This is a genomic window from Cellulomonas wangsupingiae (assembly GCF_024508275.1).
Lineage (GTDB): Bacteria > Actinomycetota > Actinomycetes > Actinomycetales > Cellulomonadaceae > Cellulomonas > Cellulomonas wangsupingiae.
In genome coordinates this window covers 1,435,548-1,451,212 of sequence record NZ_CP101989.1, presented here as the reverse complement: position 1 = coordinate 1,451,212, position 15,665 = coordinate 1,435,548, and the positions used below count along the sequence as shown (strand labels likewise).

Annotated in this window: 15 protein-coding genes and 2 tRNA genes; 6 read left to right on the top strand and 11 right to left on the bottom strand. The window is 75.2% G+C overall.

All coding sequences use genetic code 11. From position 1 onward, the window contains the following. Nucleotides 1–75 precede the first annotated feature (75 nt). On the bottom strand, nt 76–999 hold the full coding sequence (locus NP075_RS06785) for an ATP-grasp domain-containing protein (protein ID WP_227564413.1): 924 nt from the start codon (nt 997–999) through the stop codon (nt 76–78). An 82-nt stretch (nt 1,000–1,081) separates the two neighbouring features. Next, entirely contained in the window at nt 1,082–2,104 is a 1,023-nt protein-coding gene (locus NP075_RS06780; protein WP_227564634.1) for an ABC transporter ATP-binding protein, read from the bottom strand. A 159-nt stretch (nt 2,105–2,263) separates the two neighbouring features. Here NP075_RS06780 and NP075_RS06775 point away from each other — a divergent pair, with 159 nt between their 5' ends. The 3 genes from NP075_RS06775 (at nt 2,264) to NP075_RS06765 (ending at nt 4,823) form a co-directional block, all read left to right on the top strand. Beyond that, nucleotides 2,264–2,989, top strand: coding sequence for an ABC transporter permease subunit (locus NP075_RS06775; RefSeq protein ID WP_227564414.1), 726 nt, complete (start codon nt 2,264–2,266; stop codon nt 2,987–2,989). Beyond that, nucleotides 2,977–3,747 (top strand): ABC transporter permease, encoded by a 771-nt coding sequence (locus tag NP075_RS06770; protein WP_227564415.1) that lies wholly within the window; start codon nt 2,977–2,979, stop codon nt 3,745–3,747. The genes NP075_RS06775 and NP075_RS06770 overlap by 13 nt, the downstream gene beginning before the upstream one ends. 65 nt (nt 3,748–3,812) lie before the next feature. Then, a complete protein-coding gene (locus NP075_RS06765) occupies nt 3,813–4,823 on the top strand; it encodes a glycine betaine ABC transporter substrate-binding protein (protein WP_227564416.1) in 1,011 nt (336 codons plus the stop codon). Between the two features lie 34 nt (nt 4,824–4,857). On the opposite strand, the gene NP075_RS06760 is transcribed toward NP075_RS06765, so the two are convergent. The 4 genes from NP075_RS06760 to NP075_RS06745 all read right to left on the bottom strand — a co-directional run bounded on the left by NP075_RS06760 (nt 4,858) and on the right by NP075_RS06745 (nt 7,365). Beyond that, a complete protein-coding gene (locus tag NP075_RS06760) occupies nt 4,858–6,372 on the bottom strand; it encodes a dihydrolipoyl dehydrogenase family protein (protein WP_227564417.1) in 1,515 nt (504 codons plus the stop codon). A gap of 163 nt (nt 6,373–6,535) precedes the next feature. Continuing rightward, nucleotides 6,536–6,608, bottom strand: a tRNA-Lys gene (locus NP075_RS06755). A gap of 78 nt (nt 6,609–6,686) precedes the next feature. Continuing rightward, the gene (locus NP075_RS06750; protein WP_227564418.1) at nt 6,687–6,971 is read right to left on the bottom strand and encodes a hypothetical protein; all 285 of its coding nucleotides are present in this window, start codon (nt 6,969–6,971) and stop codon (nt 6,687–6,689) included. Between the two features lie 97 nt (nt 6,972–7,068). Further along, nucleotides 7,069–7,365 carry a GroES family chaperonin gene (locus tag NP075_RS06745; protein ID WP_250788294.1) on the bottom strand — a complete coding sequence of 99 codons (297 nt, stop codon included), beginning with the start codon at nt 7,363–7,365 and terminating at the stop codon, nt 7,069–7,071. A gap of 129 nt (nt 7,366–7,494) precedes the next feature. On the opposite strand from NP075_RS06745, the gene bcp reads away from it, so the two are divergent. Next, on the top strand, nt 7,495–7,962 hold the full coding sequence (gene bcp / locus NP075_RS06740) for a thioredoxin-dependent thiol peroxidase (protein ID WP_227564420.1): 468 nt from the start codon (nt 7,495–7,497) through the stop codon (nt 7,960–7,962). 46 nt (nt 7,963–8,008) lie between these two features. Next, nucleotides 8,009–8,091: transfer RNA gene (locus NP075_RS06735), tRNA-Leu, on the top strand. A 45-nt stretch (nt 8,092–8,136) separates the two neighbouring features. Here the strand turns inward: NP075_RS06735 and NP075_RS06730 are convergent. Together NP075_RS06730 and trxA are read right to left on the bottom strand one after the other, a co-directional pair. Continuing rightward, nucleotides 8,137–11,079, bottom strand: a complete 2,943-nt coding sequence (locus tag NP075_RS06730) for a glycosyl hydrolase (protein WP_227564421.1) — start codon at nt 11,077–11,079, stop codon at nt 8,137–8,139. Nucleotides 11,080–11,391: 312 nt separating this feature from the next. Next, nucleotides 11,392–11,760, bottom strand: a complete 369-nt coding sequence (gene trxA / locus NP075_RS06725; protein WP_227564422.1) for a thioredoxin — start codon at nt 11,758–11,760, stop codon at nt 11,392–11,394. Between the two features lie 125 nt (nt 11,761–11,885). Between trxA and NP075_RS06720 the strand changes: the two genes are divergently transcribed. Then, nucleotides 11,886–12,440 carry an NUDIX hydrolase family protein gene (locus NP075_RS06720; protein WP_227564423.1) on the top strand — a complete coding sequence of 185 codons (555 nt, stop codon included), beginning with the start codon at nt 11,886–11,888 and terminating at the stop codon, nt 12,438–12,440. A gap of 9 nt (nt 12,441–12,449) precedes the next feature. On the opposite strand, the gene NP075_RS06715 is transcribed toward NP075_RS06720, so the two are convergent. Genes NP075_RS06715 through rph form a run of 3 tightly spaced genes read right to left on the bottom strand, consistent with a single transcriptional unit; the run spans nt 12,450 to nt 15,591 of the window. After that, a complete protein-coding gene (locus tag NP075_RS06715; protein ID WP_227564424.1) occupies nt 12,450–14,105 on the bottom strand; it encodes an ABC-F family ATP-binding cassette domain-containing protein in 1,656 nt (551 codons plus the stop codon). Continuing rightward, complete coding sequence (gene rdgB, locus NP075_RS06710; RefSeq protein WP_227564425.1) at nt 14,102–14,740, bottom strand: RdgB/HAM1 family non-canonical purine NTP pyrophosphatase; 639 nt, start codon at nt 14,738–14,740, stop codon at nt 14,102–14,104. Before rdgB ends, NP075_RS06715 begins: the two co-directional genes overlap by 4 nt. After that, on the bottom strand, nt 14,737–15,591 hold the full coding sequence (gene rph, locus NP075_RS06705; protein ID WP_227564426.1) for a ribonuclease PH: 855 nt from the start codon (nt 15,589–15,591) through the stop codon (nt 14,737–14,739). Before rph ends, rdgB begins: the two co-directional genes overlap by 4 nt. Between the last annotated feature and the right edge of the window lie 74 nt (nt 15,592–15,665).

The window sequence follows — 15,665 nt, the reverse complement described above, 5'->3', positions numbered from 1 at the left end:
ACGAGTGTAGCGGGTAGCGGGCCGACCTTCGTCACGCACCGGCCACCGGGTGCCACCCGCGGTGTGCGAGACGCGTCACAGTCGCGCGCGCACCGCGTCGGCGAACCTCTCGACGGAGTCGGGGGCGTGCTCGAAGAACAGAGCCGGCTCGGCCAGCTCCACCTCGAGCACGACGGGCCGGCTCTCGTCGTCCGGGATGAGGTCGACGCGGGTGTAGAGCAGCGGCGCGCGGTCGGGGAAGACCTTGGCGAGCTCGGCCACGACCAGGTCGCCCAGGGCGCGCTCCTGCTCGGTCGCCTCACGCGCCGCGAGGACGCGCTCGCGGAAGAGGACGCCCTCCTTCTCCCCCGCCCGGTACGGCCCCTCCAGCAGCGGCTCCTTGCGCACCGCGTGGCTGAACTCGCCGTCGACGTAGACCAGCGCGCTCTCGCCCTGCGTGTCGACCTGCGTGAGGTACCGCTGCAGCATGACGCGCCGGCCCACCGCCAGCAGGTTCTTCGCGTGCGTGATGGCCAGCGAGCGCGACGGTGTCTGCCCCGCGTCGTACCGGCCGGTGTCCCGGGACCCGGCGCTCACGGTCGGCTTGATGACGAAGTCACCGAAGGCCGGGAACCGCGTGTGGATCGCGCGGGCGTCGAGGTTGCGCTCCGGGTCGAGCCAGATCGTCGGGACGATCGGGATGCCCCGCTGCTCGAGGTCGCGCAGGTACGTCTTGTCGATGTTCCACGCCACGACGTCGGCCGGGTTCAGCAGCGTCGACGTGCGCTCGACGCGGCGCGTCCAGTCGGCGAACTGCGCCGGACGGTCCGTGTAGTCCCACGTCGAGCGGATCAGGACGTGCGGGTACGCGGACCAGTCGACCGTCGGGTCGTCCCAGACCACGACGTCGGTCGGCACGCCGCGCGCGGCGAGTGCCGCCCGCAGCGGCTGGTCGTCCGGGTCGAGGTCCGGCAGCTGGGCGCAGGTCGCCAGGGCGAGGCGTGCGGTGGAGTCGCTCACGTCCGCACTGTACCCACGGCACGTGACGAGCACGCTCCCGGCACGCGACCACCGGACGACGCGTCGGCGGCCCGCGCGGTGGTCAGCCGGCCGCCGGCCCGCCCGAGGTGAGGCGGTGCAGCGCACGGACGACCGTCTGCGCGGACGCCGCGCCGACCACGTGCCCGGACGCGTCGAGCACGGGCACCGCCCCGCCGCCGGACGCACCGGCGGCGTCGGTGAGGGCCGTGACGACGTCGCCGAGCTCCGCGCCGAGCCGCAGCGTGCGCCCGGTCCCCGCGCCCGCCGTCGCGGGGGCGTCGCGTGTCCCGCCGGGCCGCGTCGCGGCACCGGCGTCGTCCAGGTCCGACGGCTCGAGGCGGCCGAGGGCCAGGAGCCGTGCCGTGCGGCCGCGGCCGACGAGGTCCGCGACCGCCGCGGACGCCGGGCGCGCGACGACCTCGAGCGGCGGCGCGAGCTGCTCGAGGTGCGCGCCGCGGCTGAGCACGGCGACGCGGTCGGCCATGCGGACCGCCTCGTCGATGTCGTGCGTGACCATCATCACGGTCGTGCCGAGCTCGCGCTGCAGGCGCGCGAACTCCTGCTGCAGGCGTGCCCGCCCCACGGGGTCGACCGCACCGAACGGCTCGTCCATGAGCAGCACCGGGGGGTCCGTGGCCAGGGCGCGCGCGACGCCGACGCGCTGCCGCTCCCCGCCCGACAGCTCGTGCGGCCAGCGGCGGGCGTACCGGTCGGGGTCGAGGCCCACGAGCGCGAGCAGCTCGGTGACGCGCTCGCGGGTGCGGCGCCGGTCCCACCCGAGCAGCCCGGGCACCGTGGCGACGTTCTGCGCGACCGTCCGGTGCGGGAAGAGCCCGACGTTCTGGATGACGTAGCCGATGCGCCGACGCAGGGCGACGGGGTCCACGTCCGTGACGTCCTCGTCGCCCAGCACGATGCGGCCTGCCGTGGGCTCGACGAGCCGGTTCGCCATCCGCAGCGTGGTCGACTTCCCGCACCCCGAGGGGCCGACGAGGACGAGCAGCTCGTGCTCCCGGACCGCGAGGGACAGGTCGTCGACCGCGACCGATCCCGCGTACTCCTTACGCACGCCGTCGAACCGGATCGCGACGGCGCCGTCGGCACCGCCACCGGCACCCGTGCGCGGCGCGGCCGCAGGTTCTGACGTCGTCACGCCCAGCGACGCTAGCGGCCGGTGCCGACACCCGCCAGGCGCCGCCGGTGCCGACGCGCGGCTGTCAGGGGTCGTCAGTAGGTTCGGCTCATGCCGTCCGGACCGGTCCTCGCGGCCGCCGCCAACCCGTGGTTCTCGTGGGAGTACCTCGAGCGCAACGGTGCCGACGTGCTGCGCTTCACCCAGCAGCACGCGTCGCTGACGGTCCAGGCCGTCCTGATCGCCTTCGTCGTCGCGCTCCCGCTCGCCGCGCTGGCGCACCTGCGACCGCGGCTCGCGGGGCCCGTGCTGGCGGGGACGGGCGTGCTGTACACGATCCCCTCCCTCGCGCTGTTCGCGCTCCTCGCACCGCTCACGAGCACGAGCCGGGAGACGGTGCTCATCGGGCTCGTCGTGTACGCGCTGCTGGTGCTGGTGCGCAACGTCCTCGTCGGGCTCCAGGGCGTCGACCCGGCCGTCCGCGACGCCGCGCGCGGCATGGGCTACGGGCGCCTGCGCATGCTGCTCTCCGTGGAGCTGCCGCAGGCGGTGCCGGCGGTCGTGACCGGCCTGCGGCTCGCGACGGTCAGCACGGTCGCGCTCGTCACCGTCGGCGTCGTGGTGGGCTACGGCGGGCTCGGGCAGCTGATGTTCCGCGGTTTCCGCAGCAGCTACCACGCCGAGATCATGACCGCGACGATGCTCTGCCTCGCCCTCGCGCTCCTGGCCGACCTCGTGCTCGCGCTGCTCGGCCGGGTGCTGACCCCCTGGCTGCGGGGCTCCGGTGCACCGCGCGCGGTCCCGTCGGCGCGCGAGGAGGCCGCGTGGACGTCCTGACCGAGGCGCTGCGGTGGCTGAACGACCCCCTCAACTGGACGGGGTCGCAGGGCGTGCTGGCGCTGACGCGCACGCACCTCGAGATCTCCGCCGTCGCGGTCGCGGCGGCGCTGGTCGTCGCGCTGCCCGCCGGGCTGTGGCTCGGGCACCGGGGGCGCGGCGCCACCGTGGGCGTCGTGGTCGCCAACACGACGAGAGCGCTGCCGACGCTCGCGCTCCTGACCCTGCTCGCCGCAGCAGGGTGGTTCGGCGCCACGGCCACGGCCCTGGCCTGCGCGGTCTTCGCGGTCCCCCCGATCCTGGCCAACGCGGTGACCGGCGTCGAAGGTGTCGAGCCCGACGTGCGGGACGCGGCACGCGGGCTCGGGATGTCGGGCGGCCGCGTGCTGTGGACGGTCGAGGTCCCGCTCGCGCTGCCGCTCATCGCCGCGGGGATCCGCACGGGCGCCGTGCAGGTGCTCGCGACGGTCCCGCTCGTGGCCCTCGTCGGCGGCACCAGCCTCGGGACGATCGTCGTGAGCGGATTCGCCACGCAGCGCTACGGCAAGGCGCTGGCCGGGGGCATCCTCGTCGCCGGGCTGTGCCTGCTGGTCGAGGGCCTGCTCGCGCTCGCGGAGCGCGCCGTGACGCCGACAGGGCTGCGCCTGCGCGACCGCGCCGCGGCGTCCGACGCGCGGACCGACACCCGGAGCCGACGACGCGCTCCGGTTGCCGCCGCCGTGCGACCCGGATCGAATGGAGCCGCGCCGTCGCCCTGACCGCCCCGCGCCACCCTGCCGCCCCGCCGTACCACCCCGACGCCGCCCCGACCCCAGGAGACACCATGCGCCTGACCCCGCGCACCCGCACCCTCGGCGCCCTCGCCGTCGCCGTCCTCGCGCTGGGTGCGTGCGGCGCGCCCGGATCGGGCGGCGGACAGGCCGAGTCGTCGTCCACCGGCGCGTCCGACCTGGCGACCTGCGAACCCGTCGCCGGCGAGAGCCTGGTCGTCCTCGAGGACGACCAGGGCCTGCAGAACGCCGACAACATCATCCCGGCCGTCAACGCCGACGTGGCGGCGGACCACCCCGAGGTGATCGAGCTCCTCGACTCCGTGTCGGCCGCGCTGGACACCGACCGGCTCATCGAGCTCAACAAGGCGGTCGACGTCGACCGGCGGACGTCCAGCGAGGTCGCGGCGCAGTTCGTCGCGGACGAGCAGCTGGCGTCGTCCGACCCGAGCACCGGTGCCGGCACGAGCCTGACGATCGGTGCCGCCAACTTCTCGGAGAACACCACGCTGGCCGAGATCTACGCCGAGGTCCTGCGCAGCGCCGGTTTCGACGCCCGGGCGCAGATCATCGGCGCGCGGGAGACGTACCTGCCCGCCCTGCAGGCCGGTGAGCTGGCCGCCGTGCCGGAGTACGCCGCGACGCTCGCGACCTTCCTCAACGGCCAGGCCAACGGCGCCGACGCGGCGCCGGTCGCCTCCAGCGACGTCGAGGAGACCGTGTCGGCACTGACCACCCTGGCCGAGGGCAGCGACATCGTCGTCGGCGAGGCCTCGGCCGCGCAGGACCAGAACGCGTTCGCCGTGACCGCCGAGTTCGCGCAGGAGCACGACCTGACCACGCTGTCCGACCTCGCCGCCACGTGCGGCGGCCTCGTGCTCGCGGGCCCCCCGGAGTGCCCCGAGCGGCCGTTCTGCCAGATCGGGCTCGAGGAGACGTACGGCCTGGCGATCGACGAGTTCAAGTCCTACGACTTCGCGCTCATCGGTGAGGCGGTGCGCCAGGGTGACGCCACGCTGGGGCTGGTCACGTCGTCGGACGGGTCGCTGGCAGCGGGCGACTGACCGCGACGCCCGGACGTCGACCGGGGGCCGCGGGTCACCTGCCCGCGGCCTCCAGCAGGCGCAGCCACACCTCGCTGAGGGTCGGGTACGACGGCACCGCGTGCCACAGCCGCGACAGCGGCACCTCGCCCACGACGGCCACCGTCGCGGCGTGCAGCATGTCGGCCACGTCCGGACCGACGAAGGTCGCCCCGACGACCACGTCGCGGGCAGCGTCGAGGACGAGCTGCGCGCGGCCCGCGTAGTCCACGGCGGTGACGCTCGCCGCGGCCAGGTCCCCGAGCTCGTAGGTGACGACCTCCACGTCGAGCCCGTCGCGCCGGGCCTGCGCCTCGGTGCGCCCGACCCAGGCCACCTGCGGGCGGGTGAACACGACCTGCGGCACCGCGGCGACGTCCGCCGTCGCGCGGTAGCGGCTCCAGGGCGCCGGGGCGGCCTCGCCGTCACGCGACAGGCCGAGCGGGACGTTCCCCGGCGGCCGCGTCCCGTCGGGACGCGGGTCGAACCGCGCGGCGAGGACGTCCCCCACGACGCGGGCGTCGTACTTGCCCTGGTGGGTCGTCGCGGTGCGGCCGGTGACGTCGCCCGCGGCGAACAGCCAGCCGCCGTCGACCCCGAGCACCTGCAGCCGGTCGTCGACCGCGAGCGCCTCGCCGGGCTCCAGACCGAGCACCTCCAGACCGAGGTCGTCGGTCGTCGGCCGCCGTCCCGTGGCGACGAGGACCTCGTCGACGGTCAGGCGCTCCGGCGCGGCACCGCCCACCCGGCCGTCCGTGACCGGACGGTGCTCGACGACGAGGTGGACGCCCTCGTCGTCGCGCGTCGCCGACGTCACCGTGGCCCCGCGGGCGACACGCACGCCGCGCGTCGCCAGGCTGCGCGCGACCGCCTCGCCGGCGAACGGCTCGGCGGCCGGCAGCACCCGGTCGCCGCGGACCAGGACCGTCACGTCGCTGCCCAGGTCGGCGAACGCCGTGGCCATCTCCGTGGCGACGACGCCACCGCCGACCACGGCCAGGCGCCGGGGCACGGTGTGCGCCGAGGTCGCCTCGCGGCTCGTCCAGGGACGCACGTGCGCGAACACCGGCGGCACGACGGCGGCCGAGCCCGTCGCGACGACGACGGCCCGCCGGGCCGTGACCGTCCGGCTGCTGCCGTCCGCCGGCTGCACGGCCAGCGTGCGCGGCGCGGTGAACCGCGCGTGCCCGCGCAGCAGCGTCAGGCCGGCGCCCTCGACCCATGCCACCTGCCCGGCGTCGTCCCAGTGCGCGGCGACCTCGTCGCGACGAGCGAGCACCGCGGCCACGTCCAGCCGCCCGCCGACGGCCGCGTCGGCACCGGGGACGGCGCGTGCGGCCGCCAGCGCGTCACCCGGGCGCAGCAGCGCCTTCGACGGCATGCACGCCCAGTACGAGCACTCGCCGCCCACGAGGGCGGGCTCGACCACGGCGACGCTCAGCCCGGTGCGCGAGGCACGGTCGGCGACGTTCTCCCCCACCGCGCCGGCACCCAGCACCACCACGTCGTACTCGCTCGCCTCGTCGGCCATCGCCCCTCCGCCCGCGCGTCACGCCCATCGTGGCGTGCGTCGTGACGGGCCGCGCGACGAGCAGCGGGCCAGGGACCTGTGCGTGCACGTCCGTGTGCACGTCCTCCGGACAGCCGAACGGCCCGCCTCTGCGTTTCCGCAGATGACGGGCCGTTCCTTGCAGTACGCCCCCCGGGACTCGAACCCGGAACCCGCTGATTAAGAGTCAGCTGCTCTGCCAGTTGAGCTAGAGGCGCGCGGCTGGTCGAGATTAGCAGGCTCCCGGGGGCAGGTGCGAACCGGATACCCGCCTGCGACGCCGTGTGTGACGACCCTCACGCCTCGCGGGCGGTCCCGTCCGCCTGCGGCGTCCACCAGGGCTCGTCGGGGAGCCCTTCGGCCGCGAGGATGTCGGCCGAGGTGTCGCCCGTCGGGACGAGCAGGTCCGCGAGCAGGGCCAGCGGGACGTGCTCCGCGAGAAGCTCCTGCGCGTGCTGGGCCGGGTCGACACCCAGCACCGTCACCGTGTTCTCGGCGGTCACGTCGCCGGCCTGCGCACTCTCGGCGGCGACCGCCTGCGCGGCACCGTCGACCGGAACCGGGTCCTGGTCCTGGTCCATGGTCGTCACCTCGTCTCACGTGTGGTCACCGGACCACGTCCCATGATGCGCCCTTCTCAACGAACGACGGGCCTCGGCAGTGCCCGCCGCCGCGCGCTCACAGGTACAGGCCCGTGCCCTCGCCGCCGGCGCGCGGGTCGGCCACGCCGTGCACGTCCTTCTCCCTCAGGAGCAGGTACGTGCGACCCGAGAGCTCGACCTCGGCGCGATCCTCGGGATCGAACAGCACACGGTCGCCGACCTCGACCTGCCGGACGTGCTGCCCGGCCGCCACGACGCTCGCCCACGCGAGCCGCTTGCCCATCGCCGCGGTGGCGGGGATGAGGATGCCCCCGCCGGTGCGGCGCTCCGCCGCGTCGGCGTCCAGCTCCACCAGCAGCCGGTCGTTGAGCATGCGCAGCGGCAGGTCGCGCGTGCCGCCCTCTCGGGGTGTCTCGCTCGGTGCACTCACGCCGCCGACGCTACCCCCCGGCGGATCTAGGCTGGTGCACGTCGTCCCCAGCCCCGACCCGCAGGAGTGACCGTGCCCCGCCTCGCCGTCGGTGACACCGCGCCCGACCTCACGCTCCCGAGCACGACCGGCGGCGAGATCTCGCTGCAGGACCTGCGCGGCACGTCCGTCGTCGTCTACTTCTACCCGGCGGCGGGCACGCCCGGCTGCACCAAGGAGGCGTGCGACTTCCGCGACTCGCTGGCCTCGTTGACGAGCGCCGGCTACGCCGTGCTGGGTGTCTCCCCCGATCCCGTCGACAAGCTCGTGGCGTTCGCCGAGGCGGAGGCGCTGACGTTCCCGCTGCTGTCCGACCCCGACCACGAGACCCTGGAGGCCTGGGGCGCGTGGGGAGAGAAGACGAACTACGGCCGCACGTACACCGGCGTCATCCGGTCGACGGTCGTCGTGGACCCCGACGGCAGGGTGGCGCTCGCGCAGTACAACGTGCGGGCGACGGGCCACGTCGCCAAGCTGCGGCGGGACCTGGGCATCGACTGACCGGCCCGGCCCGCAACGCGGCGTGCGTGCCACACTCGGGACGCACGCGGGAGTGGTGAAACGGCAGCCACGCCAGGTTTAGGTCCTGGTGCCCGCAAGGGCGTGCGGGTTCGACTCCCGTCTCCCGCACCGCAGCCCCGACGGGGCGGGCTCGCGCCCGCCCCGTCGGCCGCGTCAGCGGAAGGGCAGCACCAGCACGGAGTCGCGCGTGCTCACCGTGGAGGGGCCGCTGCCGATGGCGTTCCACAGCGCGACGCGCACCGCCCCGCCCCGCAGGTCGCCCAGGGTCCCGCTCACGCGGTCCAGGCCGACGGCGTGGGTGTAGCGCTCGGTCCCCGGCACCGGGTCGGTCGCGAAGTACCTGTACACCTCCGTGCGGTCCCACGTCCCGTCACCCGTCAGGTCGTACTGCACGGACAGGCGGGTGCCGTTGCCGACGAGGGAGCCGGCGTCGAGCGCCACGTCGAACGCCGTCGTGCCGCCCGTCGCGCGTGCCGTGACGCCGGTGGCCTGCAGGACCACCGCGTCCGGCGGCTCGGCCGCCGTGTCCATGCCGCGCGACGCCCGGATCTCCAGCGTCCCGTCGGCGCCGGGCGCCGGCACGAGCCGGCCCCCGTCACCGAAGGCCAGCACCAGGCCGTCGGACGGGCCGGACGTCGGCGTGGGGCTCGACGTCGGTGTCGGGCTCGATGTCGGTGTCGGGCTCGATGTCGGTGTCGGGCTCGATGTCGGCGTCGGGCTCGACGTCGGTGTCGGGCCGGCCGTCGGCGTCGGGTCCGGACCGCCGACCGCACCGCCGCCGGACCAGCTGTGCGCCCCCGTCGCCACGGTGGCACCCGCGGGCACGTCGACGCGCGTCCCGTCGCTGAACCGCACCGTGCGCGGCGAAGCCGAGACGTTCGCCGCGACGTACGTGCGCGCCCCGTCCTTGACGAACACCGCCGACAGCGGGCTCGACCCGTGCACCGTGGTGTCGAGCGTGCCGAGCGCCGCCAGGTTCGCCACCCAGTGGAACGTGTGCGCGCGCGACTCGCCCTCCTCGACCGGGTAGTCGGGGTCCGCCCGCAGCAGGCGCAGCGCCCGCTCGCCGTCCCCGAGCGCGAGGTAGCTCCAGGCGATGTCCTGCCAGACCGTCGGCTCGCCGCCGTTGGCCGCGACGAGCTCGGCGTAGTTGGCCCGCACGTCGTCCGGCCGCGTGCCCAGGTACAGGTGCGACCCGGTGATCGGCAGGGTGTTGATGCCCTGGATCATCTCGGCCTCCCCCGAGAACCACGTCGAGTACGTGCCCCCGTCGCCCCACACCATGCCGAGAGTCGTGTGGCCGAAGCCGTCGGGGATCGCCTCCGCGCGGTCGAACCAGTACTCCTGGATCGCCGCCGCCTGCGTGGCGTACAGGTACGCGCCCGCGTCGCGGACGGCCGTGTCGCCGGTCGCCTCTCCCCACTGCACGAGCGCCCCGGCGAAGTTCATGCCCTCGGAGCTGGACTCCTGGTTGTTGCCGGCGACGAACGCGCCGTGACCCGACGCCCAGTCGTGCCCGGCGTAGATGTCGAAGTCGCGCAGGTACGGGAAGCGGGTCTCCGCCCGGTCGTACCCGTTGGCGTCACGGATCAGCAGGTCCACCATGCCGCCGTACTGCGCGTCGGACGCCCACTGGGGGTCGAACCGCGCCAGCGTCGCCGCGGCGGCGACGAAGTACCCGTAGTGGAAGTGGTGGTCGTTGAGCTCGGTGTCCGAGCCGTACGAGGCCGGGTAGCCGATGAGGGTCCCCCAGCGCTCGTCGTACGCGAACACCTGCTCGACCTTGCCGGGGGTCGCCGTGAACCAGTCCGTCAGGGTGTCCCGCACCCGGGCGAGCGCCTTGTCGCGCAGCGCGGTCTCGCCGAGCTGGTCGGCGATCTCGACGATCCTCGTCGCCCGACCCAGCGCCTTGCCGGTCCAGTAGGTGTCGGCCCGCAGGACGGGCATCGGGTCGGCGGCGACCTCCGCGAGGAGCGCGTCGAGCGTCGCGCGGTTGCTGCCGGAGGACGTCGCGACGGCCGGGAGCTCCGGCAGCACACCGGTGAACGGCGTGCTCGTCGTGAACGACGTCGCCGCGGCGTACGCGGTCATCGCACCGCGCGGGCTCGGGTAGGTCACGTCGAGCTCGTCACCGTCCACGCCCGTCAGGTACCGCTGCTGGTGGGGGTAGAGCGCCACGACCGTGCCGGTGGCCCCGCCCTGGAGCGGGGTCGTCGTGACCCGGTAGGTCGTCCGCACGACGGCGTCCGACGGGTCGTAGGCGTACTCCGCCGTCGTGCCCGTGACCTCGGCGAACGCGGACCCGGCGACCGCCCGCAGCGCCTGCGTCCGCTCCGTGTCCGTCGCGTCCGCGGCCGTCGCCAGCGCGGTGACGGCGAGGTAGCCCCGCCCCGCGAGCGACGAGCGCAGCGTGGATCCCGTGACCTGCCACGACGCCCCGGACGGCGCGAACGCCGCGTAGTCGTGACCGTTGGCGGTGAACCCGAGCGTCGCCCCGTCCTGCGACCAGACCCGCACGTCGTGCGTCGAGGACAGCAGCGCGTCACCACCCTCGAGGTGGTACCAGGACGTGGGCAGGCCGTGGCCGATCGTCGCGCGCAACGACCGGTTGCCGTCGGACCAGGAGGGCGTCACCGTCCAGTCCGTCCAGCCCGCCACCTCGGCGGTCGGGGCGTCCAGTCCGTCGACCCCCACCACGACGTCCTCCACGTACGTGAAGTGGAACTCGCCGATCCCGCCGGGCGTGCCCGACAGGGTCGCCTCCCGCGGCGTCGACAGGCCGAGGCCGGCCGGCGTCGGCCGGTACGAGACCGGGTGGGCGTGCAGCGGCTCGCTCATGCGGCAGTCCAGCCGCTTGTAGAGCAGCGAGGACCACCAGTCGTTGGTGGGCACCGGGCCGTCCGGCGCGTCGTCGGTCAGCGCGGCGCGCGGATCGGCCTCGATCGCGTCGCACCCCTCGGGCGTGGGCCCGACGGGCGACGACGCGTAGCCGCCGGCACCGACGTCGACGACGCCCGGGGCGGCGGCCGCGGCGTCGCGCGGGACGGCGACCGACGCGGCGGCGAGGCCGAGCGCGAGCACCGCACCGGCCGCCACCCGACGTGCCGCCTGTGGCGCGGCCGTGCTGCTGCGGGCAGGGAGGAGCAAGGACCCCCGAGGGGTCCGGGAGGTTGGTTGCATGATGTGAGGCCCCCAGGCGGCCCGCGTCCGCACCGTGCGCTCGGGCGCGCCGCCCTTCTACCGGTGCACCGCTCCGTTGCCGTGCCCCGAGACGACTCCCCGCACGGCCCCCGTTGGCCGCACTGCGATGAGAGCGATCTCACACCACCGTAAGCACTGCCCGTCCGACGGGCAACCGCACGGGAAAGGGCGCCCACCGCGCAGGTGGACGCCCTTTGCCGAGCACGGTCAGACCGACGCCGAGCGCTCCGCGATCTTGGCGCGGACGTCGTCCATGTCGAGCTCCTGGACGGCCGTGAGGACCTGCTCCAGCGCGGGCGCCGGCAGGGCACCGGCCTGGTTGAAGACCAGGACGCCGTCACGGAACGCCATGAGCGTCGGGATCGACGTGATCTGCAGCTCGGCCGCGAGCTGCTGCTCGGCCTCGGTGTCGACCTTCGCGTGCACGATCTGCGGGTGCTTGTCGCTCGACGCCTCGAACACGGGCGCGAACATGCGGCACGGACCGCACCACGACGCCCAGAAGTCGACGAGGACGATCTCGTTGTCCTTGATCGTGTCGGCGATGGTGTCGGCGGTCAGGGTGATGGTGGCCATGGGTGCCTCTCCGTCCAGCAGGGTTCGAGGCGTACAGCGCCCGACCGCCCAGGGGTATTCCCGTCGCGTCGCGGGACACGCGAGGCGATGCGGCCCGCGGGGCGCCGACGGGGTAGAACTGCAGGGTGACCGCGTCCGCCGAGTACTCCCCTGGCCCCGAACGTCCTGCCGGCTGGCTGTCCGCCGAGCAGATCTCCACAGCACGCAGCCAGCTGCCGATCCTCTACGTCGACGCGGTGCCGGTGCGCGTCGACGAGTCCGGTGACGTCGTCTCCGTCGGCCTGCTGCTGCGCGCGACGCGCGAGGGCGTCATGTCCCGCGCGCTGGTCTCGGGGCGTGTCATGTACCACGAGCGGGTGCGCGACGCGCTGCTGCGGCACATCGAGAAGGACCTCGGTCCGGTCGCGCTGCCGCAGGTCCCGGCCTCGCCGCAGCCGTTCACGGTCGCGGAGTACTTCCCCACCCCCGGCGTCACGCCGTACCACGACCCCCGGCAGCACGCGGTGTCGCTGGCGTACGTCGTGCCCGTCAGCGGGGACTGCCGGCCCCAGCAGGACGCGCTCGACCTCGCGTGGCTCACCCCGGAGGAGGCGTGCGCCGAGGCCGTGCAGGTCGAGATGAACGGCGGGCAGGGTCTCCTGCTGCGCCAGGCCATGGCGTGGGCGGGACGCCTGCCCTGAGCACCGGGCTCACGCGCCCAGGTCGAGATGCGGCCAGTCCGCGAGGTCGGCGCGCAGCTGCCGGTCGTGCGTCGCCACCACCACGGCGGCCGACGTGGCCCGCAGCGCGACCGTGAGCTCGTCGACCAGCCCCACGGACAGGTGGTTCGTCGGCTCGTCGAGCACCAGGACGTGGGGCGCGGCGAGCAGCGCGCACGCGAGGTCGAACCGCCGGCGCTGACCCACCGACAGCTCGCGCAGCGGGCGGTCGAGGTCCTCCTCGGTGAGCAGCCCCAGCGCCGCCACGGGCACGAGCGCGTCGGGGTCCAGGGCGCCCGCGTCGAGCAGGTCCAGCGCGTGGCGCGCGTACGCGTCGAACGCCGTGGGCGACGTGCCGCCGGGGGCGGCCGTGCGCTCGCCCGGCCCCTCCTGGGCCAGGACGCCCAGCCGGACGCCGTCGGCCAGGGTCCGGGCGCCGCGGTCCAGGCCCACGGTCCCCACCAGCGCCGCCAGCAGCGTGGACTTCCCCGCCCCGTTCGGCCCGGTGATCAGCAGCCGGCCCGCCGGCATGACGTCGACCCGACGCCCGGGCAGGTCCAGCCGGCCCGCGACGCGCGGCGCGCGGACCTCGACGAGCGGACCTCCCGCGTAGCCGGGCGGGACGGACGGCAGGTCCGGGAACCGCAGGACCGGCGGCGGCACGGGGACGTCCACCGCCTGCGCCTCCAGCCGCTCGACGAGCCGGTCGGCGGCCTTCACGTGCTGGCGGGCCCGCGTGGCGCGACGGTGCGCGTGCGAGCCCTTCGGTGGGCGCCACTCGTCGGACAGCCCTTCGTACGACGCGTCGAGGCGCTGCGCGAGGACCTGGGCGCGCTTGCGCTCGGCCCGGTACCGGGCCCGCCACCGGCGCAGCATCTGGTCACGGGCGAACCGGTAGTCCGCGTAGCGCGCCGCGCCGTAGAGCACGGGGCGGCCGTCCATCGACGGGTCCATGTCGAGGATCGCGGTCATGACGTCGTCGAGCAGGCGGCGGTCGTGCGTGACGATGACCAGGCCTCCCGTCCACGCCCGCAGCTGCGCCGTCAGGTGGTCGACGCCGCCGGCGTCGAGGTGGTTGGTGGGCTCGTCGAGCAGCAGCAGGTCGGCACGCTCGGCGAGCCGGCAGGCCAGGCGCACCCGGTACCGCTCCCCCACGGACAGCTCGGCGAGCCGCCGGTCGCGGTCGCGCGGCGCGTGCAGCCGGGACAGGCCCTCGTCGACGCGCCGGTCCACGTCCCACGCCGCGAGGTGCTCGTAGTGCGCGATCGCGGCGGACAGGGCCGTGACGTCGCCCCCGTCGTGGTCGAAGCCGTCGATCGCCGCCTGGAGCCCGGCCGCCGCGGCCCGCGTGGCCGCGGCCGTCGCGTCCACGAGCGTGCCGATCGTGTCGTCCTCGCCCACCGCCAGGTCCTGCTCGACGACCGCGAGCGTGCCGTGCCGGCTCACGTGCCCCGCCTGCGGGTGGAGCCGACCGGCCAGCACGCCGAGCAGCGTGGACTTGCCGGCGCCGTTCTCCCCGACCAGGCCGATGCGGTCCCCGGGGCTGACCGTGAGGTCGAGACGGTCCAGCACCGGACGGCCGGGGTAGCCGAACGTCACGGCCTCGGCGACGAGCTGCACGTCGCCGGGCCGGGTCGCCGCGCTCATGCCCGCAGCGCCGCCACGACGTGCGGCACGAGAGCGCGGAACGCCTGCCCGCGGTGGCTGATCGCGTTCTTCTCCTCCGGGGAGAGCTCCGCGCACGTCCGCGTGCCGCCCACGGGAACGAGCACGGGGTCGTAACCGAAGCCGTTCTCCCCGCGCGGCGCCGACGCGAGGGTGCCCTCGAGGGTGCCCACCTCGACGTGCTCGGTGCCGTCGGGCAGCACGAGCGCCGCCGCGCACACGAAGCGCGCACCCCGGTGCGCGGGCGCGATGTCCGACAGCTGCGCGAGCAGCAGCCGCAGGTTGGCGACGTCGTCGCCGTGCCGCCCGGCCCACCGTGCGGAGAAGATCCCGGGAGCGCCGCCCAGGACGTCGACGCTCAGCCCCGAGTCGTCCGCGACCGCGGGCAGGCCCGTCGCCGCGGCGAGGGCACGCGCCTTGATCAGCGCGTTCTCCTCGAAGGTCAGGCCGTCCTCGACCGGCTCGGGCGCGCCCACGTCGCGCGCGCCCAGCACGGCGGCGGGGTCGAGACCGGGCAGCTCGGGGGCGAGGATGGCCCGCAGCTCGGCGACCTTGTGCGCGTTGTGCGTCGCCAGGACGAGGCGCGCGCCCGCCGGCACGACGACCGGCGACGTCACGGGGCGACCGGGACGTCGACAGCGGCGGTCGAGCGCGTCGCCGTGCCGTCGCCGGCCGGGGCGGCCAGGACGGCCGCCTGCAACGCCGCGAGGCGGGAGGTGCCGGCCAGGGCGAGGTCGAGGAGCGCGTCGAGCTCCGCGCGGTCGAACGGCGCGTGCTCCGCGGTCCCCTGCACCTCCACGAACGTGCCGGACCCGGTGGTGACGACGTTCATGTCCGTCTCGGCGCGCACGTCCTCGGTGTACGGCAGGTCCAGGACCGGCACGCCGTCGACGATCCCGACGCTCACGGCGGCGACCGAGTCGCGCAGCACCTGACGCCCCGGCTTGACGAGCCGCTGGGACGTGGCCCAGGCGACCGCGTCGGCGAGCGCCACGTACGCACCGGTGATGGCGGCGGTCCGCGTGCCGCCGTCGGCCTGCAGCACGTCGCAGTCCAGGACGATCGTGTTCTCGCCCAGGGCGGCGACGTCGATGACGGCGCGCAGCGAGCGCCCGATCAGCCGGGAGATCTCGTGCGTGCGCCCACCCACCTTGCCACGCACCGACTCCCGGTCCGACCGGCTGTTCGTGGCGCGCGGCAGCATCGCGTACTCGGCGGTGACCCAGCCCTCGCCCGAGCCCTTGCGCCAGCGCGGCACGCCCTCGGTGAACGAGGCGACGCACAGCACCTTCGTCCCGCCGAACTCCACGAGCACGGAGCCCTCGCCCGCGTCCAGGAACCGGCGCGTGATGGTCACCGGCCGCAGCTCGTCGGGACGTCGCCCGTCCGTGCGCGTCACCGCCCCCGCACCTGCCCCGGCCCCGCCGACCGCACCGACGCCTGCACCCGACCCGCTCCCGTTCACCATGCCCACGACCCTACGTGCGCCCCCACCCCTCCTCCGAACCGGCCCACGCCCGCCGAGCGCCCCACGAGACGCCG